The sequence below is a fragment of the Pseudocitrobacter sp. 2023LY-00077 genome, assembly GCF_055796175.1.
The window spans coordinates 1-23,512 of the sequence record NZ_JBSPEI010000009.1; the positions used below are offsets into that span (position 1 = coordinate 1).

The 23,512-nt window shown below is 53.4% G+C and carries 23 protein-coding genes; 13 read left to right on the top strand and 10 right to left on the bottom strand.

What is annotated here, in order from left to right; genetic code table 11:
• From ACWWFX_RS12835 to hspQ, 5 genes are all read left to right on the top strand, one after another.
• Positions 1-301 (top strand): DUF551 domain-containing protein (locus ACWWFX_RS12835; RefSeq protein ID WP_473223965.1); only part of this gene is annotated, 301 nt, incomplete at its 5' end.
• Between the two features lie 373 nt (positions 302-674).
• Positions 675-911, top strand: a complete 237-nt coding sequence (locus ACWWFX_RS12840) for an excisionase family protein (RefSeq protein WP_473223966.1) — start codon at positions 675-677, stop codon at positions 909-911.
• A gap of 55 nt (positions 912-966) precedes the next feature.
• Entirely contained in the window at positions 967-2,256 is a 1,290-nt protein-coding gene (locus ACWWFX_RS12845) for a tyrosine-type recombinase/integrase (RefSeq protein WP_473223967.1), read from the top strand.
• 49 nt (positions 2,257-2,305) lie between these two features.
• Positions 2,306-3,496 (top strand): 23S rRNA (cytosine(1962)-C(5))-methyltransferase RlmI, encoded by a 1,191-nt coding sequence (rlmI, locus tag ACWWFX_RS12850; protein WP_473223968.1) that lies wholly within the window; start codon positions 2,306-2,308, stop codon positions 3,494-3,496.
• 60 nt (positions 3,497-3,556) lie between these two features.
• Positions 3,557-3,874, top strand: a complete 318-nt coding sequence (gene hspQ, locus ACWWFX_RS12855; RefSeq protein WP_108474540.1) for a heat shock protein HspQ — start codon at positions 3,557-3,559, stop codon at positions 3,872-3,874.
• Between the two features lie 66 nt (positions 3,875-3,940).
• Here hspQ and ACWWFX_RS12860 read toward each other — a convergent pair whose 3' ends face one another.
• On the bottom strand, positions 3,941-4,834 hold the full coding sequence (locus ACWWFX_RS12860) for a LysR family transcriptional regulator (RefSeq protein WP_473223969.1): 894 nt from the start codon (positions 4,832-4,834) through the stop codon (positions 3,941-3,943).
• A gap of 137 nt (positions 4,835-4,971) precedes the next feature.
• On the opposite strand from ACWWFX_RS12860, the gene ACWWFX_RS12865 reads away from it, so the two are divergent.
• Positions 4,972-5,949, top strand: coding sequence for an NAD(P)H-dependent flavin oxidoreductase (locus ACWWFX_RS12865; protein WP_473223970.1), 978 nt, complete (start codon positions 4,972-4,974; stop codon positions 5,947-5,949).
• A 59-nt stretch (positions 5,950-6,008) separates the two neighbouring features.
• On the opposite strand, the gene ACWWFX_RS12870 is transcribed toward ACWWFX_RS12865, so the two are convergent.
• A complete protein-coding gene (locus tag ACWWFX_RS12870) occupies positions 6,009-6,422 on the bottom strand; it encodes a CoA-binding protein (RefSeq protein ID WP_015965046.1) in 414 nt (137 codons plus the stop codon).
• Positions 6,423-6,590: 168 nt separating this feature from the next.
• Between ACWWFX_RS12870 and mgsA the strand changes: the two genes are divergently transcribed.
• A complete protein-coding gene (gene mgsA, locus ACWWFX_RS12875; protein WP_253896788.1) occupies positions 6,591-7,049 on the top strand; it encodes a methylglyoxal synthase in 459 nt (152 codons plus the stop codon).
• A gap of 34 nt (positions 7,050-7,083) precedes the next feature.
• Here the strand turns inward: mgsA and helD are convergent, their stop codons facing one another.
• Complete coding sequence (helD, locus tag ACWWFX_RS12880; protein WP_473223971.1) at positions 7,084-9,138, bottom strand: DNA helicase IV; 2,055 nt, start codon at positions 9,136-9,138, stop codon at positions 7,084-7,086.
• A gap of 120 nt (positions 9,139-9,258) precedes the next feature.
• Between helD and ACWWFX_RS12885 the strand changes: the two genes are divergently transcribed.
• A complete protein-coding gene (locus tag ACWWFX_RS12885; RefSeq protein WP_276217893.1) occupies positions 9,259-9,705 on the top strand; it encodes a YccF domain-containing protein in 447 nt (148 codons plus the stop codon).
• Positions 9,706-9,723: 18 nt separating this feature from the next.
• Complete coding sequence (yccS, locus tag ACWWFX_RS12890; RefSeq protein ID WP_473223972.1) at positions 9,724-11,850, top strand: YccS family putative transporter; 2,127 nt, start codon at positions 9,724-9,726, stop codon at positions 11,848-11,850.
• Here yccS and ACWWFX_RS12895 read toward each other — a convergent pair.
• The gene (locus ACWWFX_RS12895) at positions 11,847-12,470 is read right to left on the bottom strand and encodes a TfoX/Sxy family DNA transformation protein (protein ID WP_276217897.1); all 624 of its coding nucleotides are present in this window, start codon (positions 12,468-12,470) and stop codon (positions 11,847-11,849) included. The two genes, yccS and ACWWFX_RS12895, sit on opposite strands and share 4 nt — an antisense overlap.
• A 208-nt stretch (positions 12,471-12,678) precedes the next feature.
• On the opposite strand from ACWWFX_RS12895, the gene sulA reads away from it, so the two are divergent.
• Positions 12,679-13,188: an SOS-induced cell division inhibitor SulA gene (gene sulA, locus ACWWFX_RS12900; RefSeq protein WP_473223973.1), complete on the top strand. Its 510-nt coding sequence runs from the start codon at positions 12,679-12,681 to the stop codon at positions 13,186-13,188.
• 351 nt (positions 13,189-13,539) lie between these two features.
• Positions 13,540-14,589, top strand: coding sequence for a porin OmpA (ompA, locus tag ACWWFX_RS12905; protein WP_231827805.1), 1,050 nt, complete (start codon positions 13,540-13,542; stop codon positions 14,587-14,589).
• Positions 14,590-14,656: 67 nt separating this feature from the next.
• Here the strand turns inward: ompA and matP are convergent, their stop codons facing one another.
• Complete coding sequence (gene matP / locus ACWWFX_RS12910; protein ID WP_015965054.1) at positions 14,657-15,109, bottom strand: macrodomain Ter protein MatP; 453 nt, start codon at positions 15,107-15,109, stop codon at positions 14,657-14,659.
• A gap of 183 nt (positions 15,110-15,292) precedes the next feature.
• On the opposite strand from matP, the gene ACWWFX_RS12915 reads away from it, so the two are divergent.
• A complete protein-coding gene (locus ACWWFX_RS12915; protein WP_473223974.1) occupies positions 15,293-17,056 on the top strand; it encodes an AAA family ATPase in 1,764 nt (587 codons plus the stop codon).
• 69 nt (positions 17,057-17,125) lie between these two features.
• Positions 17,126-17,644: a bifunctional 3-hydroxydecanoyl-ACP dehydratase/trans-2-decenoyl-ACP isomerase gene (gene fabA, locus ACWWFX_RS12920; protein WP_010429339.1), complete on the top strand. Its 519-nt coding sequence runs from the start codon at positions 17,126-17,128 to the stop codon at positions 17,642-17,644.
• Positions 17,645-17,701: 57 nt separating this feature from the next.
• Here the strand turns inward: fabA and rmf are convergent, their stop codons facing one another.
• The 5 genes from rmf to ACWWFX_RS12945 all read right to left on the bottom strand — a co-directional run bounded on the left by rmf (position 17,702) and on the right by ACWWFX_RS12945 (position 23,507).
• Complete coding sequence (gene rmf, locus ACWWFX_RS12925) at positions 17,702-17,869, bottom strand: ribosome modulation factor (protein WP_015965056.1); 168 nt, start codon at positions 17,867-17,869, stop codon at positions 17,702-17,704.
• A gap of 256 nt (positions 17,870-18,125) precedes the next feature.
• The gene (gene pqiC, locus ACWWFX_RS12930; RefSeq protein ID WP_276217910.1) at positions 18,126-18,689 is read right to left on the bottom strand and encodes a membrane integrity-associated transporter subunit PqiC; all 564 of its coding nucleotides are present in this window, start codon (positions 18,687-18,689) and stop codon (positions 18,126-18,128) included.
• Entirely contained in the window at positions 18,686-20,326 is a 1,641-nt protein-coding gene (gene pqiB / locus ACWWFX_RS12935; protein ID WP_276217913.1) for an intermembrane transport protein PqiB, read from the bottom strand. The genes pqiC and pqiB overlap by 4 nt, the downstream gene beginning before the upstream one ends.
• A gap of 4 nt (positions 20,327-20,330) precedes the next feature.
• Positions 20,331-21,584 (bottom strand): membrane integrity-associated transporter subunit PqiA, encoded by a 1,254-nt coding sequence (gene pqiA / locus ACWWFX_RS12940; RefSeq protein ID WP_276217916.1) that lies wholly within the window; start codon positions 21,582-21,584, stop codon positions 20,331-20,333.
• Positions 21,585-21,599: 15 nt separating this feature from the next.
• Complete coding sequence (locus ACWWFX_RS12945; RefSeq protein ID WP_231827809.1) at positions 21,600-23,507, bottom strand: ABC transporter ATP-binding protein; 1,908 nt, start codon at positions 23,505-23,507, stop codon at positions 21,600-21,602.
• Positions 23,508-23,512: the final 5 nt, after the last annotated feature.

The following is a 23,512-nucleotide window of genomic DNA, read 5'->3' on the forward strand; positions in this document are numbered from 1 at the left end:
ATGGCTGGAAATTCGCGGCAACAAACCACTCGGTTGGGTCAAAGATGCGATGCGTGAATCGTATGACGCCTGCCGCACCGCCATGCTTCAGGCTGGCAACTCTCCGGCAATTCCGGATGGTTGGATTCCGGTTAGTGAGCGCGTGCCGGAAGAGGATGGAAATTACTGGGGATGGTGGAGTGAAAGCAAGCGTCAGGGGCCAGTATGGTTTATCAAAAGTGACCTTCAGGCTCAGTTCCAGAGCAGCGAAATAACCCACTGGATGCCACTGCCAGCAGCACCGCAGCAGGAGGGGAAGTGATGCCTCCAGTCAAAGTGATTGTCATCACTGCAGTGATGTTCGCTGTGTGCCAATTAATTTCGATGACAGGTTATGGCATATGGTGAGCAAACTAAAACAGCGGCGTACGCGCCGCCTTAAAGCTGATGTATCCTGGTGGAAAGCAGAATCGCACGATCTCTATGTCCGTGTGATGGAACAAGCAGATGAAATCGCCCTGCTCCGTTCTCAGGTTCTGCGTGTTCCAATGCCGGTTATGGTGCCAGCAGACATCATCCACCAGCTCGATAATAAAATGTGCAAAGCGTGCAATGATGGACTCCGTTGTGGGTGCTCATCTTGCGCATATCGGAATAGATAGCCGGGTGCAGCCGGTTAAGTGGAGAACCATATCATGAGCAGCGTTATTCAATTAGCCCCAAATGACTGGGTCTGCGAAAGTGTTCTTATCGCGGTAACCGGGCTAAAGCCCGGTACCATCCTCCGTGCAAGAAAAGAATGTTGGATGGTAGGACGGGAGTATTTACATGTATCACCTGACGGAAACCCTAAGCCATCAAGCGAGTGTATGTACAACAGAAAAGCTGTTGATGCCTGGGTAGCTTCGATGAAAAACAAACAACCAGGGTGATTTGAAGCCATGAAAAAGGTAAGCTCACTTCGCTCTTGGGCGTCTGGAGAATGTTATGGATAAGAACACATATCCGACAGGCGTCGAAAACCATGGTGGCACATTACGCATCTGGTTTACCTATAAAGGTAAGCGTGTCAGGGAAAACCTCGGTGTCCCTGACACCGTTAAAAATAGAAAGATTGCAGGTGAATTGCGTACTTCTGTCTGTTTTGCGATTAAGACGGGGAATTTTGATTATGCAGAACAATTCCCTGAGTCGCCTAACCTCAACGCTTTTGGGGTTGTAGAGAAGGAGATAACCGTCGCGGATTTGGCAAAAAAATGGCTTTCTCTTAAGACAATGGACATTGCTAACAGTACGTATGACCGTTACGGATCTGTGCTACGAAATATGCTGCCTCGTTTTGGCGATGGGCGCTTAGCATCAACCGTAACAAAGGAAGATGTGCTGTTTATCAGGAAGGAATTGCTTACGGGTTTCCACCTTCCATCAGTTAAACAGAAACCCATCGCAAAAGGCCGGCGCGTTGCGACAGTAAATTATTACATGTTAATCACGTCAGCAGTCTTTAAGTTTGCCGTAGAAAATGGGTACATCCAGCAAAACCCGTTTTCAGGGATTCCTCTTTTGAAGAAATCCCGCCAGCCCCCGGACCCGTTAACCAAAGATGAGTTCGTGAGAATGATCGGAGCTTGCCACCACCAGCAAACAAAGAACTTCTGGGCTTTGGCAGTGTATACCGGTATGCGTCATGGCGAACTGTGTGCGCTGGCCTGGGAAGACATCGATCTGAAGAAAGGCACGATAATGGTGAGAAGGAACTACACCAAAATGAAGGAGTTCACCCTGCCAAAAACTTTGGCGAGTACAGACAGGGTGATTCACCTGATTCAACCAGCAATTGATGTTTTGAAGAATCAAGCCGAACTTACCCGGCTTGGCAAGCAGCATCGGATTGAAGTCATAACCCGGGAATATGGATTAAGTACCATCCACCCGTGCACATTTGTCTTCAATCCCAAGCTCACTGACAGGACCCATCAGGCTGGAGACTGCTTCTCAGTGAATTCTATCAATAACACATGGGATGCGGCAATAAAGCGGGCTGGAATTAGGCATCGCAAAGCATATCAATCAAGACACACATACGCTTGCTGGTCTTTGTCGGCAGGTGCGAACCCGAGCTTTATTGCAAGTCAGATGGGACACACTGATGCAAAAATGGTGTTCCAGGTATACGGGGCATGGATGCCGGATGATAATGCTGTACAGGTTGAAATGCTGAACAGGCATTTATCAGATTATGCCCCAAGCATGCCCCAAAGGGCATTCACGGCATGAAATAGTTTTTAAATTCAATAATTTAATCGGTTAGGGCAGTATATTATCTATGAGCGTACGTTTAGTGTTAGCCAAAGGGCGTGAGAAATCCTTACTCCGCCGCCATCCCTGGGTCTTTTCCGGGGCCGTTGCCCGTATGGAAGGCAAAGCCAACCTCGGTGAAACCATTGATATCGTTGATCACAAAGGGAAATGGTTAGCCCGCGGGGCTTACTCGCCGGAATCGCAAATCCGCGCGCGCGTCTGGACGTTCGATGCCGATGAAACCATTGATATCGCCTTTTTTGTCCGTCGCTTGCAGCAGGCGCAGCAGTGGCGCGACTGGCTGGCACAGAAGGATGGGCTCGATAGCTATCGTCTGATTGCCGGCGAGTCTGACGGGTTGCCGGGCGTAACGATTGACCGCTTTGGCAGCTTCCTCGTCCTGCAACTGTTGAGCGCCGGGGCGGAATATCAACGTGCGGCGTTAATCAGCGCGCTGCAAACGCTGTACCCGGAATGCCCGATTTATGATCGTAGCGACGTTGCGGTGCGTAAGAAAGAAGGTATGGAACTGACACAAGGCCCGGTTACCGGTGAACTGCCGCCAGCCCTGCTGCCAATTCAGGAGCACGGTATGAAGCTGCTGGTGGATATCCAGCACGGTCACAAAACCGGTTACTACCTCGATCAGCGCGACAGCCGTCTGGCAACACGCCGCTATGTGGCCGACAAACGCGTCCTCAACTGCTTCTCTTACACCGGCGGTTTCGCTGTCTCTGCGCTGATGGGCGGCTGCCGTCAGGTCACCAGCGTCGATACGTCGCAGGAAGCGCTGGATATCGCGAAGCAGAACGTCGAGCTGAACAAACTGGATCTCAGCAAAGCGGAGTTCGTCCGTGACGACGTGTTCAAACTGCTGCGCAAATACCGCGATCAGGGCGAGAAGTTCGACGTTATCGTGATGGATCCGCCGAAATTTGTTGAGAACAAAAGCCAGCTTCAGGGCGCCTGCCGTGGCTATAAAGATATTAACATGCTGGCTATCCAGCTGCTTAATCCGGGTGGCGTGCTGCTGACATTCTCCTGCTCCGGGCTGATGACAACAGATTTATTCCAGAAAATCATCGCTGATGCCGCAATAGATGCCGGTCGTGATGTACAATTTATAGAGCAGTTCCGTCAGGCAGCCGATCACCCGGTGATCGCGACTTATCCCGAAGGGCTGTATCTGAAAGGGTTTGCCTGTCGCGTCATGTAACTTGAAAAGCGAAACAACGACCTCATATTGTATGGAGTTAATGTTTCCCGGGAGGTGACTATGATTGCCAGCAAATTCGGTATCGGCCAACAGGTCCGTCATTCCTTATTAGGGTATCTGGGCGTGGTTGTCGATATCGACCCGGAATACTCACTTGATGAACCAGAGCCCGATGAACTGGCGGCAAACGATGAACTTCGGATGCTGCCGTGGTATCACGTGGTCATGGAAGATGAAGACGGCCAGCCGGTTCATACCTATCTGGCTGAAGCGCAACTGAGCGGTGAAGTGCGTGAAGATCATCCGGAACAACCTTCGATGGATGAGCTGGCGCGTACTATTCGCCAGCAGCTTCAGGCGCCGCGACTGCGTAACTAACCCCCCGTTCTACACCGTAATCACACCGTTCACTTGCGTGAGCGGTGTTTTTTTACATTATTTCGATCATAACGCCTGCAACACGGTTTCCAGCCACTGCGCAAATACTCTCACCTTCTGCGGCAGATGCCGATGCGGGTAGATAAGCGATAACTTACGCGATGGGCAGGGAAAATTCGGCAGTACCTCAACCAACTGACCGCTATCGATATAGGGCTGTAAGAAGAAATTCATCCCCTGCAACATTCCGAGCCCGGAAAGACCCGCCGAAATATAGACCTCGGCATTATCCAGAATCAATCGCCCCGGCAGAACGCGTTCTTCGACGCCCTGAGACGTCGTAAAGTGCCAGGGCACAATCTCCCGGTTATTGCTGACAATCCAGTTAACAGCCTGATGATGGCGCAGATCGTCAAGCGTCTGCGGCGTGCCATACTGTGCAAGATACCCGGGGCTGGCGCAGGTCATTCTCCTCACCTCACCCATCGGGCGCGCCATATAGTCACCGTCATCGAGCTTCCCGACGCGCAGCATGCAGTCCAGCCCCTCGCGCAGCATATCGCGCCGTACATCGCTACCGGTGAGGATAATCTCAAGGTCAGGGTGTTCGGCATAAAACTCAGCGAGCCGGGGAACCACCAACTGACGCGCAAAGGCAACCGGCATATCGACGCGCAGCTGCCCGTGTAAGGGGCGGTCCGGCGCAAATGATGCCAGGAGTTCATCGGCCTGATACAACAAAGGTTTGCTACGGCGGTAAAACTCTTCGCCTTCCGAAGTTAACGCGATGCGCCGCGTGGTGCGCTGAAGTAAGCGGACGCCACATTGCGTTTCCAGCTGCTGCACCGCTTTGGTGACCGCCGGGCGATGCAGCTCCAGGTTTTCCGCCGCTTGTGTAAAGCTTCCGGCGTCGACTATCTCCATGAATATCTTAATATTATCAAACAGATTCAATTGCATGTGCGGTGACCGTCGCCCGTTTCCATTGTTACTAATTTAATAACAGTGAAGAATTTTTTTCACTATTTTTATGAACAATAAATCGCTATACACTCCCTCCCACACCAGAAATGAGTTCGTGACGAGGAAATAAGATCATGAAAACGAATCGTATCTGCCAGATTCTAGGCATTGAAAAACCGGTTATTCAGGGCCCACTCTCGTGGTTAACCGATGCGCGTTTGGTCGCCGCCGTAAGCAACGCGGGCGGGCTGGGGGTTTTAGGGCCAAACGCAGGTCTTACCGCTGAAACGGCGGTCTCTACCCCGCAAGAAACCGCCGAGAAAATGCGCGAAGAGATCCGCAAAACCAAGCAATTAACCGAAAAGCCGTTTGCCGTGAATCTTATCCCTTCGCCGCAAAACGACATCTGGACGCCAGGCATCTTGCAGGTTGTCAAAGACGAAGCGGTGAAAGCCGTGGTCTATACCGGTTACGGCGAAGGCGCGATTATTCCTGCGCTGTTTGAGGAGCTGAAAGCCGCCGGTATTGCCATTATTTATCGTGATATCAACCCCACGCCCGCCAACAGCCGTGAAGCTGAACGCGCTGGCGCAGATATCATCGTGGCGACGGGTTTTGATGAAGGCGGAACCTTACCAGCCACCGCGCTGGGCACCTTCTCTATCGTCCCAATGATCGTCGATGCTGTAGAAAACGTGCCTGTACTCGCCGCCGGGGGGATTGTTGATCAACGTACGGCCAGAGCCGCCCACGCATTGGGCGCGGAAGGTGTCTTCGCGGGTTCAGTGTTTATCAGCACGCTGGAAAACCGCGTACCGCAATCGATTAAAGAGAAAATAGTCGCGGCGAACGGGCTGGATTTAAGTCTGTTCCGTACCCTGCCGGACTACTACCGCTCCCTGCCGGGGAAACTGACCGAGAAACTGGTCGCTATGGACAAGTCCGGGGCCAGTAAAGAGGAGATTGGCCAGGCGATGGGCGGGCTTCGTGGCTTGCGGTTGGGTATGCTGGAAGGCAATACGGATGAGGGCTATATCTCACTGGGAACCGGGATTGGCGGCATTAAAGCCATTGTCAGCGTCGCCGACGTGGTGAATGCGCTGACCGTTTAACGGCGTTCTGTACGCAGAAAAATCAGAGACCGCCCGTGAGAATTACCGGGCGGAATCAATTATTTCGCCAGCCCCAGACGCGGAATTTCAATCGCCGGACAGCGATCCATTACCACGCTCAGCCCCGCATTGCGCGCCAGCACGGCCGCCTGTTCGTTAATCACGCCCAGCTGTAACCACAGTACTTTTGCCCCTATGGCAACCGCTTCCTGCGCCACGCCCCAGGCCGCTTCTGAGTTACGGAAAACATCAACCATATCGATTTTTTCCGGCACGTCCGCAAGCGTTGCATAGCCCTTCTGACCCAACAACTCTTTACCCGCCACTTTTGGCGAGACAGGAATCACGTGGTAACCCTGATCCAGCAAATATTTCATCACCCGATAGCTTGGGCGATCTGGTTTGTCACTTGCGCCAACCAGCGCAATGGTGCGCGTAGTGTTCAAAATGTCTGCAATATCACTTTCAGTCATCATTATCCTCCTGGCCTTTGCGCTAAGTGTACGTCAATCCGTCCAGGCCAGCCATAAACGCGCGCACTGCCGCCAATTTCACCACTCATCATATTTTTTACCCTTAAAGCTTGCAGCAGTATTCCCATCCAGTAATCTGTCTGCATTTATTGATCAGGATATTACGCTATGGAACTCACCACTCGCACACTGCCTGCGCGCAAACACATTGCGCTGGTTGCCCACGACCACTGCAAAGATATGCTTATGAAATGGGTCGATCGCCACAAAGCTGTGCTGGCGCAGCACGCGTTATCGGCGACCGGCACTACCGGAAACCTGGTGGCGCGCGCCACGGGTCTGGAAGTGAATGCGCTGTTGAGCGGCCCGATGGGCGGCGATCAGCAGGTTGGCGCGCTGATCTCTGAAGGGAAAATTGATGTGCTAATTTTCTTCTGGGACCCGCTGAACGCCGTGCCGCACGATCCGGACGTCAAAGCGCTGCTGCGTCTGGCGACCGTCTGGAACATTCCGGTCGCCACCAACGCCTCAACGGCAGATCTCATTATTCAGTCGCCGCATTTCAGCGACCCGGTGGATATTTTGATTCCGGATTATCAGCGTTATCTTGCCGATCGTCTGAAATAATTCATCAACCCGGCTATCACGCCGGGTTTCTTTTTCACGGTTTACGCGCCACCGGTACATCCAGCTGTTTAAGCGTTTCGACAAACGGCGATGGATTCTCTTTGTTGAACATCAACCACACGCGGTGTCGGGCGCGGGTCATCGCCACATACAGTAAACGGCGTTCTTCGGCGTCGATAAAATCCTCCGGCTCCGGCAGCAACGCTTGTTCCATGATTGATTCCCGCGCGGGTGCCGGGAAACCATCCTGCCCTTCCTGCAACCCCAGCACAATCACGTAATCCGCCTGCTGACCTTTACTGGCATGCACGGTCATAAAATCGATATTCAGCTTCGGCCAACGGGTGGCGGCTTTTTCCAGTGCGGCCGGTTTCAGATGGTGATAACGCGCCAGCACCAGAATACGCTGCTCCGCCGTGACGTAACCGCTTAGCTTGTCAAACAGCGCATCAAGCTGATCGTCCGGCAACAGGGTAACCGCCTTTTTATCCCCGGCCGTCAGGCTGTTTAATGGCTTATGCAGCTGGTGCGGGTTTTGTTGAATAAATCGGTTAGCTATCTGACCGATGCGACCGTTGAAGCGATAGGTGGTATCCAGCGCGCAGTTATCGCCCTCGCCGAAATAGTGCGTAAAGGCAGTCGTAAGCGACAACTGTGCGCCGCTGAAGCGATAAATTGCCTGCCAGTCATCCCCCACGGCAAATAGCGTAGTTTGTGAATTCTGCTTACGCAGCGCTGCCAGCAAGGCCGCGCGCTGTGGGGAGATATCCTGAAACTCATCGACCAGAATGTGTTTCCAGGGGCTGACAAAGCGCCTTTTTTCCAGCACGTTAATCGCCTGGTGAATCAGCCCGGAGAAGTCCACCGCGTTCTCTTCTTTTAGCGCGGTTTTCCACGCTTTCAGCAGCGGGGCCATCAGCTTAACGCGCTTGCCGAACAGTTCACGAACCTCTTCCGGCGCGTTGTCGATCATCTCGGCCTGCGTACCGCCATGCATGCGCATCAGGCTAACCCAGCGATCCAGTCGGCTGCCCATCCGTTTGAGGATCTTCGCATCATTCCAGAAATTGTCTTCGCCAACCTCCCAACCCATCTCTTCCTGCAACCATAAGCGCCAGCCCTTGGCCTGGGCTTTTTTCTCTTTGCACTGCTGCTGCCAGCAGTCGGTGAAAAGTTTGTAGCGGGCGGCGGTGTCATTTTCCAGTTTGCTGACCACCGGCACTTTTTTACTGCCCTGCTGAATGATGTGCAATGCCAGGGAATGGAAGGTTCGCGCGGATATCGCATCCGTATGCAGACGCTCCTGTATACGCTCATCCATCTCCTGCGCCGCTTTGCGTCCAAATGCCAGCAGTAAGATTTGCTCAGCTGCCGCTTCGCCGCGTGTCATCAGCCAGCCTGCGCGCGCCACCAGCACCGACGTTTTACCGCTCCCTGCGCCCGCCAGCACCAGCAGTGAGCGTTCACCGTTCACCACCGCACGGGCCTGAGAATCGTTAAGCGGTGAGGATTCAACCTGTTCGAAGAAATCGGCGTACTGTTCCAGCATCGAGTCGGTATAGCGCTGATTATGCGCCTGACGGCTGGCTTCCACATCGTTGAGCCAGGCCTGGCACTGATGCCACGCCTCGCGACAGTTGTCGAAGCTATCCAGGCGACTCACCGGCACCGGCAAACCTTCCAGCGCATGCAAAATCCGCTGACGGATAGTCGCAGTCTGCTGGCGGGTAAGCCATTTCCCGGCGTCGTTATTGTCAGCAATTTCCGCCAGCAGATGCTGTAACACATCGGCGGAAATGTCGCTCATCTCCTGGCTCCATGCCTGCCAGCGGGTGATTAAGTGACGATGAAAACGTTGGGTTTCGCCCCACTCTGTACCGTGCAGACGGACAACTTTATCTTCGGGCAGGACAAATTCCAGCTCGCCCCATACCAGCCCGCGCTTGCAGTTAATCGACAACAACTGATTGAAAGGAATGAGATATTCATGCTGTTCGCCCGATACCTTAACCCCCGCGTTGAGAAGCTCAACCCGATCGTAAGGATGCTGCGCCATGCGCTTGCCCAACGTTGTCGCTCTTAATTCCATCTTCGCCGAATCCTGACTTTTTCGATATCACACAGTGTAACCGCCAGAGAATAGGTGCTCCAGCGCAAAAAAACGTTACAATTACCCGGACTTATTATTCACAGGCCGCACAGAGGATTTATGCGTACCGTTCTGAATATTTTAAATTTTGTATTAGGTGGTTTTGCCACAACCCTCGGTTGGCTGGTAGCAACGTTCTTCAGCATCATTTTTATTATCACTCTGCCGCTCACCCGTTCCTGCTGGGAGATAACCAAACTGTCGCTGATCCCTTACGGCAACGAAGCGGTGCATGTTGATGAACTGGAGCCGCAGTCGAAAAACAGCGTGTTGAATGCGGGAGGCACCGTGCTCAATATCGTCTGGCTGGTGCTGTTTGGCTGGTGGCTGTGCTTGTCGCATATCGCAGTAGGTATTGCGCAATGCATCAGCATCATCGGGATTCCGGTGGGCATCGCCAACTTTAAAATCGCGGCGATTGCGCTGTGGCCGGTTGGCCGTCGCGTAGTACCGGTTGAAGTGGCTCGCGCCGCGCGCGAAGCCAATGCGCGTCGTCGCTTCCAGTAATCGGGGCTGATTCTCTTTATGTTAAGTCCCCTGCTACGCCGCTATACATGGAACAGCGCATGGCTTTATAACGTCAGGATTTTTATCGCCCTGTGCGGCACCACGGCGCTGCCGTGGTGGCTCGGCGATTCAAAACTGACCATTCCGTTAACCCTCGGCGTCGTTGCGGCGGCGCTGACCGACCTTGACGATCGTTTAGCCGGACGCCTGCGTAATCTGGTGATTACGCTTATCTGCTTCTTTATTGCTTCCGCTTCCGTCGAGTTGCTCTTCCCCTGGCCGTGGCTGTTTGCGCTGGGGCTGACGGTATCGACCACCGGGTTTATTCTGTTAGGTTGCCTGGGGCAACGCTACGCCACAATAGCCTTTGGCGCGCTGCTGATTGCCATCTATACCATGCTGGGCGTTTCCCTCTATTCCCAGTGGTATCAGCAACCGATGCTGCTGATTGCCGGCGCCGTCTGGTATAACCTGCTGACTCTCACCGGGCATCTGATTTTCCCGATCCGCCCGTTGCAGGATAATATCGCGCGCAGCTATGAACAGCTGGCACATTATCTGGAACTGAAATCACGCCTGTTCGACCCGGATATTGAAGACGAAAACCAGGCTCCGCTGTATGAACTGGCACTGGCAAACGGCAAGCTGATGGCGACGCTCAACCAGACCAAAACCTCGTTACTGACGCGTCTGCGCGGCGACCGTGGCCAGCGCGGGACGCGTCGCACGCTGCACTACTATTTTGTGGCGCAGGATATCCACGAGCGGGCCAGTTCCTCGCATATCCAGTATCAGACGCTGCGCGATAACTTCCGCTACAGCGACGTGATGTTCCGCTTCCAGCGTCTGCTGTCTATGCAGGCGCAGGCTTGCCAGCAGCTGTCGAAAGCGATTCTGCTACGTACGCCTTACCAGCATGACAGCCGCTTTGAGCGGGCATTTACCCATCTGGATGCCGCGTTAGATCGCGTTCGGGCGAGCGGCGCGTCGCCAGAACAGATGAAAGCGTTGGGTTTTCTGCTCAATAACCTGCGGGCGATTGACGCTCAATTGGCCACCATCGAATCCGAACAGGCGGAAGCTCAGGCGAAAAGCGAAACGGAAACCCTGCTCGCCGATGACGGCCTGCACGGCTTTAGCGATATTCGCCTGCGTTTGAGCATGAATATGTCTCCCGATTCCGCCCTGTTCCGTCATGCGGTCAGAATGTCGCTGGTGCTTTGCGCCGGGTATGCGTTTATTCAGTTTACCGGCCTGAACCACGGTTACTGGATTTTGCTCACCAGCCTGTTTGTTTGCCAGCCCAACTACAACGCCACGCGCCACCGTCTGGCATTGCGTATTATCGGTACATTGGTCGGCGTGGCGTTAGGTATTCCGGTTCTGTTGCTGGTGCCGTCGCTGGAAGGGCAACTGGCACTGATTGTGATAACCGGGGTGCTGTTCTTCGCCTTCCGTAACGTGCAGTACGCCCACGCCACCATGTTCATTACCCTGCTGGTGTTGTTGTGCTTCAACCTGCTGGGCGAAGGCTTTGAGGTGGCGCTGCCGCGCGTTATCGACACGCTGATCGGTTGTGGTATCGCCTGGTTCGCCGTCAGCTTCATCTGGCCGGACTGGAAGTTCCGTAACCTCCCACGGGTGCTGGCGCGCGCGGTGGATGCCAACTGCCGCTATCTGGATGCCATCCTTGAGCAGTATCATCAGGGCCGCGATAACCGTCTTGCCTATCGCATCGCCCGCCGCGACGCGCATAACCGCGATGCTGAGCTGGCGTCGGTGGTATCGAACATGTCGACGGAACCCAAGGTCACCAATGAGATGCGGGAAACGGCATTCCGTTTGCTGTGCCTGAACCATACGCTCACCAGCTATATCTCCGCACTGGGCGCACACCGTGAAAAGCTGACTAACCCGGATATTCTGGCGCTGCTGGACGATGCCGTGTGCTATGTCGATGACGCTTTCCATCACCTGCCAACGGATGAAGAGCGTGTTCAGGAAGCGCTGACCGGGCTGGCGGAACGCATCCGCCACCTTGAACCACGCCCGGACAGTAAAGAGCCGTTGGTTCTGCAACAAATTGGCTTGCTCGTTGCCCTGCTGCCGGAAATTTGCCGTTTGCAGCAACGCGTTCTTGCCTAATCGACCTGGGCGGGCGTGTGAATGTTCAGCGCGCTTGCCCAGTCAATCAACTCATCGCGCCGCCGCAGCGGAACAGCTGCGGCATGAACGCCCGTCAACGCCCCTTCGAGCGATAAAATAAACCCCACGCTCAGATTCTCGCGCAGACGGCGTAATTTCGCCCACGCGTCTTTTGCGCCCAGTCGTTGCAAATCCGCCACATTACATATCCCGGCCTCCGCCATAAGCAGTTCCATATGAAAGGAAAGATTTGGCAGATCCTTTAATCGTTGCGATACCAGACGCCCTTTTTTCTCCCGTTGCGCATCTTTTAACGAATACTTACTTAATCGCAGCAACATTTTTTGGTTCTGCCATAGCGCCTCATCGACGCGGAAATAGTTAAGTTGAAGCGGGCCGCCTCGCTTTTTAAGCGTCAGAAGTGGCGTTTTCACTTTGCGTTGATACACCGCTGTATCTTCACAGGCCCGAAGATAAAGTTCCCCTTCTGAGACCATGGCGAAAACGGTGTTGTTAACCGAAAGACTATAACCGCCAAACAGCGAACGGGAGCGCACGACGCCCAGCGGTGCGAGGTATTCCTGGGATTGATAAATCCGTTTATAAGATATTTTTTTCATGATTATCCCTTACTAATCATGTAATTATGAGCATTAAAGTCGTTAATAGATCCAGTAATGAGCAACATAAGAAACTTCCGCCAGCACGGCAAGGATTGCGTGAATTTGATGTGCGATTTTGCGAGTCGCTTTCAGAAAATGAGGTTGATCTTTCGTGACAGGGGTAGTACTGTATATTCATACAGTAACCCACAAGGTTGGATTAGCTATGTATACATCTGGTGTTGTAAATCGTTCTTCCGTCGCGGCAGTGCCTGCGACGCATCGCGCATTCGCGTCTCCTGTACAGGCCTCCCCTGCCCTGGTGAGCGAAGTGGTTTATCGTGAAGATCAGCCCATGATGGCGCAGTTACTGCTGCTGCCTTTATTGCAACAGCTGGGTCAGCAATCTCGCTGGCAGCTGTGGCTCACGCCGCAACAAAAGTTGAGCCGCCAGTGGGTTCAGGCTTCCGGTCTGCCATTGTCCAAGGTCATGCAGCTTCGCCAGATGTCCTCGTACAACATGCTCGACTCCATGGAGCGCGCATTACGTACAGGAAACTATAGTGTGGTTATCGCCTGGGTGGCGGAAGAATTGTCGGAGCAGGAACATGCCCGGTTGATGAGTGCGGCCGAGGAAGGAAACGCCATGGCGTTTATCATGCGCCCGGTTAACTCGTCCTCTCATCCAGCAGGACAACTGAATGGGCTAAAAATTCACTCAAATTTGTATCATTAAAAGAAATTAGGAATTTTCCTGGAATTTTTTTTGCAGTCTCGTTACAGGCATGTTTCAGGAGCTGGAAATCCTGTGAACGCTGGTGTGATGCGGTTCTCAGAATTTTATCTCGCATAAATTCTAGCCGTAAATGTTAAATATTGTGTATACAACCCCTTTTTTTTCATATGCCTGACGGAGTTCACACTTGTAAGTTTCCAACTACGTTGTAGACTTTACATCGCCAGGGGTGATCAGCTTACGCCGCAGAGATCTGCTGAGTAATTAATAAGTCACGCCCCCGGTGAAGGATTTAACCGTGAGTCTTTTAGATTTTCATGGCAAATTTTGGATGATAACGAGGCGCAAAAAATGAAAAAGACAGCTATCGCGATTGCAGTGGCACTGGCTGGTTTCGCTACCGTAGCGCAGGCCGCTCCGAAAGATAACACCTGGTATACTGGTGCTAAACTGGGCTGGTCTCAGTTCCACGATGTCGGCAACAACCAGATCAACAACAACGGTCCGACCCATGAAAGCCAACTGGGCGCTGGTGCCTTCGGTGGTTATCAGGTTAACCCGTACGTTGGTTTCGAAATGGGTTATGACTGGTTAGGCCGTATGCCGTACAAAGGCAGCGAGCAGAACGGTGCTTTCAAAGCTCAGGGCGTTCAGCTGACCGCTAAACTGGGTTACCCAATCACTGACGATCTGGACATCTACACTCGTCTGGGTGGTATGGTTTGGCGTGCAGACGCTAAAAACAACGACGGCTTCAAAGACCACGACACTGGCGTATCCCCAGTATTCGCTGGCGGCGTTGAATACGCGGTTACCCGTGACATCGCTACCCGTCTGGAATACCAGTGGACTAACAACATCGGTGACGCGAACACCGTTGGTGGTCGTCCGGACAACGGCCTGCTGAGCGTAGGTGTTTCCTACCGTTTCGGCCAGCAGGAAGATGCAGCTCCAGTAGTTGCACCGGCTCCGGCTCCGGCTCCAGAAGTACAGACCAAACACTTCACTCTGAAGTCTGACGTTCTGTTCAACTTCAACAAAGCAACTCTGAAACCAGAAGGCCAGCAGGCTCTGGATCAGATGTACAGCCAGCTGAGCAACCTGGATCCGAAAGACGGTTCCGTAGTTGTTCTGGGCTTCACTGACCGCATCGGTTCTGACGCTTACAACCAGGGTCTGTCCGAGAAACGTGCTCAGTCCGTTGTTGATTACCTGATCTCTAAAGGTATTCCTTCTGACAAAATCTCTGCACGTGGCATGGGCGAATCCAACCCGGTTACCGGCAACACCTGTGACAACGTGAAAGCTCGCGCTGCACTGATCGACTGCCTGGCCCCGGATCGTCGCGTAGAGATCGAAGTTAAAGGCATCAAAGACGTTGTAGCTCAGCCGCAGGCTTAAGTTATCGTCTTATGAAAAAACCCCGCGATGCGGGGTTTTTTTTGGCCTGAAGAAAAGGTTTAAACGATTATTCTTTGCCTAATAGCGCCTGTAAATCCTGCTTCAGAGTGCTCATCTTCGAGGCATATTTCTCTTTGTTTTCCGCGTCTTCAATCAGCTGCACAATGGTTTCTGAGAGCGTTTTGCCGCGGCGCTGAGCCAGGCCTGCCAGACGCTGCCAGACGGCGAATTCCAGATCTATCGACTTCTTACGCGTATGCTGATGCTCGGCGTTAAAATGACGTTTGCGGCGCGCGCGAATCGTCTGCTTCATGCGGTTCACCAGGCCGGGATTTATATTCTGTGCAATCCACTCATTCACCTGTACCGGCTCATGCTCAAGTTTCAGCAGGAGATCAACCGCTTCCTGCGCGGCGCTGGTTTCAATGTAACGGGTGATCGGTTCGCCTTCCCGGTGCTTCTTCACCAGGTACTTCCACTTCCACCCGCTCTCAAGATTTTCCAGTTGTTGATATTTCATTGCGATCCCAAGGTGACCGTGTAACTCTTTTCAGGATATCAGTTTTTTGCCAATGTGCTGAGAAGAAATCAGTGAGTGTGAAGACAATGTCGGCGATATCAGAATAACCGCCCTATTCTCCGTGAGCTTCCCTGCGGCATAAGGTATAATCTCGCGCTTTACATCTGACTAAAAATAGCGACTTTGACCATAAATACTCTTTCCCGGCGCGACCTTGCCCCTGCGACTGATGCGTACCAGGCGCTATTTACACTGCCTGAAATCTCGTCAGTTAATGAATCCTTATTCAGCGAGCTGCAGGCTCGTTTGCACTATGCTCTGGAGCAGTTTCTGCACCCTCAGGGCGTCAGCGACTTTTTACTGGTGAAAGCGCCAGAAGAAAAAGCGTACCTGCAACTGCTTAACAACACGACCTTCGCCTTGCGTGGCGATACAGCGTCTCTCCTGACCGGCGTGAACTATACCATCGCCGCAGGCCAGGTCAGCGTCTCTCCGGCAACATCGCCGGATGATAATTTCGCGAGCTCTGGCCCGGTCATTTTTGCCGACTGGGTGGAAGCCGAGCAACTGTTCGGCTGCGTGCGTCAGTTTAATGGCGATATTTCGCTTCAGCCTGGTCTGGTGCACAAAGCCAACGGTGGCGTACTCATTCTCTCTCTGCGCGCATTACTGGCTCAGCCCCTGCTGTGGATGCGTCTAAAATCGCAGGTGACCCAACAGCGTTTTGAGTGGCTATCCTTTGATGAGTCACGACCGTTACCCGTCACGATTCCTTCCATGCCGCTGTCGCTGAAAGTGATGCTGGTTGGCGATCGTGATGCGCTGGCCGATTTCCAGGAAATGGAACCTGAACTGGCTGAAAAATCGCTCTACTGCGAGTATGAAGACAATTTGCAGCTCACCGATGAAGAGACCATAAAACAGTGGTGTCAGTGGGTTCAGCAGGTCGCGCGTGATGCAAACCTGCCGATGCTCGCGGCCGATGCCTGGCCGCGTCTGATTCAGGAAGGCGCTCGCTACACCGGCGATCAGGAAACGCTGCCGCTTTGTCCGCTGTGGATTAGCCGCCAGTTGCGCGAAACTGCGCCGTTCTGCGAAGGTGAAACCATTGGCGACGAGCAGCTCAAAACCATGCTCGAACAGCGTCAGTGGCGCGAAGGTTATCTGGCCGAACGGATGCAGGACGAGATCCTGCTTGAGCAGATTCTGATTGAAACCGAAGGTGAGTGTGTCGGGCAGATTAACGCCCTGTCGGTGATTGAATTCCCTGGCCACCCGCGCGCCTTTGGTGAACCTTCTCGCATCAGCTGCGTCGTGCACATCGGTGACGGCGAATTCACGGATATCGAACGCAAAGCCGAGCTTGGCGGCAATATTCACGCTAAAGGCATGATGATCATGCAGGCGTTTCTGATGTCGGAACTCGAACTCGATCAACAGATCCCGTTCTCTGCATCGTTAACCTTTGAACAGTCCTACAGCGAAGTGGATGGCGATAGCGCGTCCATGGCTGAGCTGTGCGCCTTGATAAGCGCCCTTTCCGGCGTACCTATCAATCAAAGCATCGCCATCACCGGTTCCGTCGATCAGTTTGGACGTGCGCAGCCGGTTGGCGGTCTAAATGAAAAAATCGAAGGCTTCTTTACTATCTGTCAACAGCGTGGCTTGAACGGCAAACAGGGCGTGATTATTCCCAACGCCAACGTGCGCCATTTGAGTTTGTCCATGGATGTTCAGGAAGCGGTTGAAGCCGGACAATTTTCTATCTGGGCGGTCGATGATGTGACCGAGGCCCTGCCGCTTCTCACCCAGTTGAACTGGGATGCTGAAGGGCAGACGAATTTGTTGCAAACGATTCAGGAACGTATCGCGCAGGCCTCACAGCCCGACGCGCGGCATCGTTATCCGTGGCCATTGCGCTGGCTGGGCTGGTTCAATTCGAACTGATCGGACTTGTTCAGCGTACACGTGTTAGCTATCCTGCGTCCCGAACTCAAAATAAGGCTTACTGAAAACATGGTAGATAAACGCGAATCTTATACAAAAGAAGATCTTCTTGCCTCTGGTCGCGGTGAACTGTTTGGCGCGAAAGGCCCGCAGTTGCCAGCCCCTAGCATGCTGATGATGGATCGTGTCGTTAAAATGACCGAAACGGGCGGCAATTTTGATAAGGGCTATGTTGAAGCAGAGCTCGATATCAACCCGGATCTGTGGTTCTTCGGTTGCCACTTCATCGGCGACCCGGTGATGCCAGGCTGTCTGGGTCTGGACGCCATGTGGCAGCTGGTAGGCTTCTATCTTGGCTGGCTTGGCGGTGAAGGCAAAGGCCGTGCGTTGGGCGTGGGTGAAGTAAAATTCACCGGTCAGGTTCTGCCGACCGCGAAGAAAGTGACCTACCGTATTCACTTCAAACGCATCGTTAACCGTCGTCTGATCATGGGCCTGGCGGATGGCGAAGTGCTGGTTGATGGTCGTCTGATCTATACCGCTAACGACCTGAAGGTTGGGTTGTTCCAGGATACTTCTGCGTTCTAAGACCTCGTATTAACGCGAAACCTCCGCATAGCGGAGGTTTCTTCTAAAGAGACAGCGTCAGGCGATAACTGTCCTGTCCTCCATGGCTTCTCGCCAGCCTCCGAGCCAGTGTGAACGTTGATTTAACGTCTGGTAAGGACAAATCTCCTTCGACTTACCGGCAATACCGGCCTGATACCCACGCTGATGTGCCCGTTCCAGGCGATCTCGTTTTTGTCTCTTCATGCCTCGTTTCCCTCATTACTTTTATCTGGTGGAAATGAAAACAGTGATTACAAAGTGTGCAACCACACATTACGAATAACCTGAATCATCACGATCGTCAATGCGCAAAATTCACGCCAGTGTCATATTTGTGAGCTACCCAAGAGTTCATTTGTACAAAAAATGTGAGGCGGGACAACTAACCTGCTGAGCATAAAAACAAAAAAACCGCCGTGGATTTCGCACCCACGACGGTCTTAAGTACTATTAATTCTACTTATAGTTGCTGATTGAGAGAGCGGGCAATCGAGACCGCTTCCTGGCTCCAGGCTTGCGCCAGCATTTTCACCATCTCATCATAACCATCTTTCTGCTGCGCCAGTTCAATGTGGAACGGACGCTTAATCAGCTGCCCCTGATGGTTCAGCAGCCATTCGCCGCTGACAATGACTTTCCCATCATAGCGCCCGTGGAAGCCATTCACCGACACGTTGAGCGTGTCCTGATCGTGGCCCAGGGGTTGCGACGCAATCACCCAACCTGGCAACTGGTTGCTCAGGTTGGCGATAAGCGTGGTACGCAGCTGTTGGTCAAGCGGGCTGGCCCACAGGTTATTGCTGGCAATCACATACTGCACGTCGCTGGTCTGATACACCACGCCGCTCCCGGCGAGGTAATCCGGAACCGAGACCTGCTCTACCCACAGCAGACGGCTGCCGGAGCTGGCGCTGTTTTGCACCGTGCCTTTGTCCACCGGCAGCTGATAGTAGGTTTTATTCTCACTGCTGCTGCTACAGGCTGCCAGCAGGCAGGCCGCCGCCAGCACTATCCATTTTTTCATTGTTTCGCCCTCTTAGGCTCTGGATCTTTTTTATCCTTCGCTTCAAACACCAGCGCGTTACTCTTCTCGTTAAGCGTTTTCAGAACCGGTTGCAGCTCACGCAGCACCTGATCCAGACGTTGCATATCCGCGACCATTTTGTTGTAAGCAGCCGATCCCGGCTGGAAGCCCTGCATACTGCGATTCAGCTCGCGCAGCGTTTTCTGCATGTCTTCCGGCAATTGCTGCATCGACTGGCTGGCCGTTATCTTATTCAGATTATCCAGCGTCGTTTGCAGCTGACGCATAGTGCGCTGGCTTTCGGTCAACGTATTGGTCGCCTGCTCGATCATCGGATTCAGCGGCAAGTTGTTGAATTTGTCCAGCGTATCCATCAGACGCTGCTGGATCTGCGCCAGGCCGCCACTCACGGTCGGGATAATCTGATAACCGCTAAACTCACGGATACCGGTCATCTGCGGCTCTTTCGGATAGAAGTCCATGTCAACATACAGCGCGCCGGTCACCAGGTTACCGGTTTTAAGCGAGCCGCGCAGGCCACGTTTCATCAGCTCTTCAAGATGTTTGCCCAGATCCGGGTGTTCGCCCAGCTGATTTGCCAGACGTTCTGGTTCGATACGGATCAGCACCGGAATACGATAGTCGTTGTTCAGCGCCTGACGCAGACCTTTCACATCAAATGGCACCTGACCGACCGTTCCCAGGCGAATACCGCGGAACTCAACGGGCGCGCCGGGTTGCAGGCCACGTACGGAATCTTTGAAGAACATCAGGTAATCAAGGTGCTCGGTATAGAGAGAGTCCTGAATACTTTTTTGATCGTCATAGAGGCGGAATGCGCTTTTTTCTGTCACCGGCTGACCGAGATCCAGCCCTTCCGGCACGTCAAAACTGACACCGCCGCTAAACAGCGTGGTGAGCGAGCCCATCTCTACGCGCATCCCGGCAGAGGTCAGATCGACCGCTACGCCGCTGTCTTTCCAGAAGCGAACGTTACTGGTCACCAGACGATCGTTTGGCGCGGTGATAAACAGCTGGTAACTGATGGCGCGTTTCTGCGCATCAAAGGTACTGGTTTCGACGGATCCGACGCGGTAACCACGGAACAGAACCGGATCGCCCGGATTCAGCTGCCCGGCTTTTTTGCTGTCGAGGATCACGCGAATGCCTTTCGCATCCGGCGGCGCCAGCGGCGGCTGGTCGAGGAGTTGGTAATCCTCCTCTCTCCCGCCTTTGTTGCCCGGCTGCAGCTCAATATAGGCCCCCGAAAGCAGTGTGCCTAAGCCGCTGATCCCTTCACGCCCAACCTGCGGTTTGACGACCCAGAAAACGGAGTCTTTGTGCAACAGTTTTTCCATACCGGCATTCAGGCGCGCTTTAATTTCCACGTGCGTGAGATCGTCCGTCAGCGTAGTGCTTTCCACCACGCCCACGTCAACGCTACGACTTTTAATCGTGGTTTTACCGCCTTCAATTCCCTCGGCATTGGTGGTGATGAGCGTCACCTCCGGCCCCTGGTGGCTGTAGTGGTAAAACAAGATCCATGCACCAATCAGCGCAGTGACAATCGGGAAGATCCAGACCGGAGACCAGTTCTTCACCTTCTGCACTTTGGCCTCCCCACTCTTCGTTTCCATGCTATTACGATTCCTCATGGCTTGATTCCGGATCCCGATCCCACGACAGTCGAGGGTCAAAGGTCATTGCGGAAAACATGGTCATTATCACGACCAGCGCAAACATCAGTGCGCCCATCGCCGGGTAGATGTTCATCAGTCCGCCCATTCTTACTAATGCAGAAAGCACTGCTATTACAAAAACATCGATCATCGACCAGCGGCCGACGAATTCCACCACCTCATAAATCAGATGCATGCGCTCGCTGTCGCGACGGCCATGCCCTTTCGCATCCCAGCACAGCCACGCGATGGCAATCATCTTCAGCGTCGGTACCATAATACTGGCAATAAAAATAACCATCGCCACCGGGTAGGAACCTTCGCTCCACAGCAAAATCACCCCGGCGAGGATCGTCGAGGGCATTTTGTCGCCCAACAGATCGGTAATCATGATCGGCAGAATATTCGCCGGAAGATAAAGAATGATAGAAGTGACCAGCAGCGCCATCGTCCATTGCAGGCTGTTTTTGCGGCGCACGTATCCTTTTGAGTGACAGCGCGGACAAACGTGTTCATCAGCAGGCAAAATGGCGGTGCAACACGCGCACGAACGCAGCCCCTGGCGAATCCCCGTCACACCGGGCTGGGGTTCAGTTTTAAGCACCGGCATCGGGGCAATGTCGTCCCATAACCAGCGGCGATCGACGCACTGGAAAGTGCGCAATTGCAGGATGCAGAAAAGACACCAGGGAATGAAACTGCTGCCAATTCCAATATCACCATAGGCCATCAGCTTCACGAAACTGACCAGCACACCCGCGAGAAAGATTTCTGCCATGCCCCAGGATTTCAGCTGAAAGAGGATTCTGGCGAGATAGGCCTTCACACTGACCGACATTTTTACCCGATTCACCAGCAATAAAACGGTGACCAGGCAAAAGGCAGGCACCAGCTGCACAAACAGCATAAAGAAGGTGCCCAGGCTGGCGTAGTCCTCGGTAAACAGCACGCGCGGAATTTCCAGCAGCTCAATCTCGCTGTTAACCCCAGCTACCTTCATATAAATAAAGGGGAAGAGGTTCGCCAGCACCAGCATGAAAAGTGCGACAATGGCATAAGCAGTGGGACGGGTTCTCGGCTCGTCCCATACGGTGGTCAGCGTCGTGCCGCAGCGTGGGCACTCCGCTTTATGTCGATGTTCAAGGTGCGGCAACGCCACCAGCATGTCACATTGACGGCACAGAATATGCCGCGCGGCATGATGTTGATCGCACATGAAAACTCCTCGGTATCAGGCACCGTTTTTTAACGCTTCCAGATATTCCCAGCGTTCAAACGCCTCTTCTAACGCCTGCTCGGCCTGCGTCAAATCAGACAACACTTTTTGCGTATGGTCGTGCGGCTGGCTGAAGAAGGAGGCATCAGCAACCTGTGCCTGCAACGATTCCAGATTCGCTTCCAGCTCTTCCAGCTTTTGCGGAAGCTGCTCCAGCTCGCGCTGCAGGTTATAGCTTAGTTTGGTACTGGTTCGCTTAACAGTTTCTGCTTTCGACTGCGTCGCTTCGGCTGTTTTCTTAACAATAGCTTGTTTTTGCGCCTGTGATTGGCTCTGTTGCCCGCGCGCATCGTGATAACCGCCGACATACTGACCAATTTTACCGTTGCCTTCGAAGATCCAGCACTCGGTGACTGTGTTATCAACAAATTGACGATCGTGGCTGACCAGCAAAACGGTGCCCTGATAACCATCAATCAGCTCTTCCAGCAGTTCGAGCGTTTCGACATCCAGGTCGTTGGTCGGTTCATCGAGAATCAACAGGTTGCTGGGTTTTAGGAATAATCGAGCAAGCAACAGACGGTTACGCTCACCACCGGAAAGCGCACGCACCGGCGTCATGGCGCGTTTCGGATGGAACAGGAAGTCCTGTAAATAACCCAGGATGTGGCGAGGTTTACCATTCACCATCACTTCCTGTTTGCCTTCCGCCAGGTTGTCCATCACCGTTTTATCCGGGTCCAGCTCTGCGCGGTGCTGATCGAAGTAAGCCACTTCCAGCTTGGTACCGACATGAATTCGACCACTGTCGGCCTGTAACTGACCCAGCATCAGTTTCAGCAGCGTGGTTTTACCGCAGCCGTTCGGGCCAATCAGCGCGATTTTATCGCTACGCTGCACCTGAGCGGAGAAATCTTTCACCAGCACTTTGCCGTCAACCTGGTAGTTAACATCTTCCATTTCAAAGACAATTTTACCGGAGCGAGATGCTTCTTCGACCTGCATTTTGGCGCTGCCCATCACTTCACGTCGGGCGCTACGTTCATTACGCATCGCTTTCAGTGCGCGAACACGGCCTTCGTTACGGGTACGACGCGCTTTGATGCCCTGACGGATCCACACTTCTTCCTGCGCCAGTTTGCGGTCGAACTCGGCGTTTTGCAGATCTTCAACACGCAGTGCCTCTTCTTTTTCGATGAGGTACTGATCGTAGTTACCCGGATAGGTGACCAGCTTACCGCGATCGAGATCGACAATACGGGTGGCCATATTGCGGATAAACGAACGGTCGTGCGAGATGAAAATAATGGTGCCTTTAAATGTCTTCAGGAACCCTTCCAGCCAGTCGATAGTTTCGATATCGAGGTGGTTCGTTGGTTCGTCAAGCAGCAGCACGCGCGGCGCGCTGACCAGCGCACGCCCTAACGCCGCCTTACGCAGCCAGCCGCCAGAAAGCGATGCCAGCTCCATATCAGGTTCGAGGCCTAACTGCGCCAGCACCTCGTTAATGCGGTTTTCAAGCTGCCACAGGCCATGGTGATCCAGCTGTTCCTGAATTTTCGCCAGCTCCTGTAAATTCTTATCGCTCGGGTCGGTCATGACCAGATGCGAGACATCGTGATAACGCTTCAGGTAAACCGCTTGTTCTTCAATGCCTTCAGCGACGAAATCATACACGCTGCCCTGCACGTTGCGCGGCGGGTCCTGTTGCAGACGCGCCACAACCAGGTCCTGTTCGTAAATGATGCGCCCGTCGTCCAGACCCTGCTCGCGGTTCAGGATCTTCATCAGCGTCGATTTGCCCGCGCCGTTACGGCCAACCAGACAGACACGTTCGTTATCTTCGATATGCAGTTCAGCATTGTCGAGGAGTGGCGCATCGCTGAACGACAGCCACGCACCATGCATACTAATTAATGACATTCTTT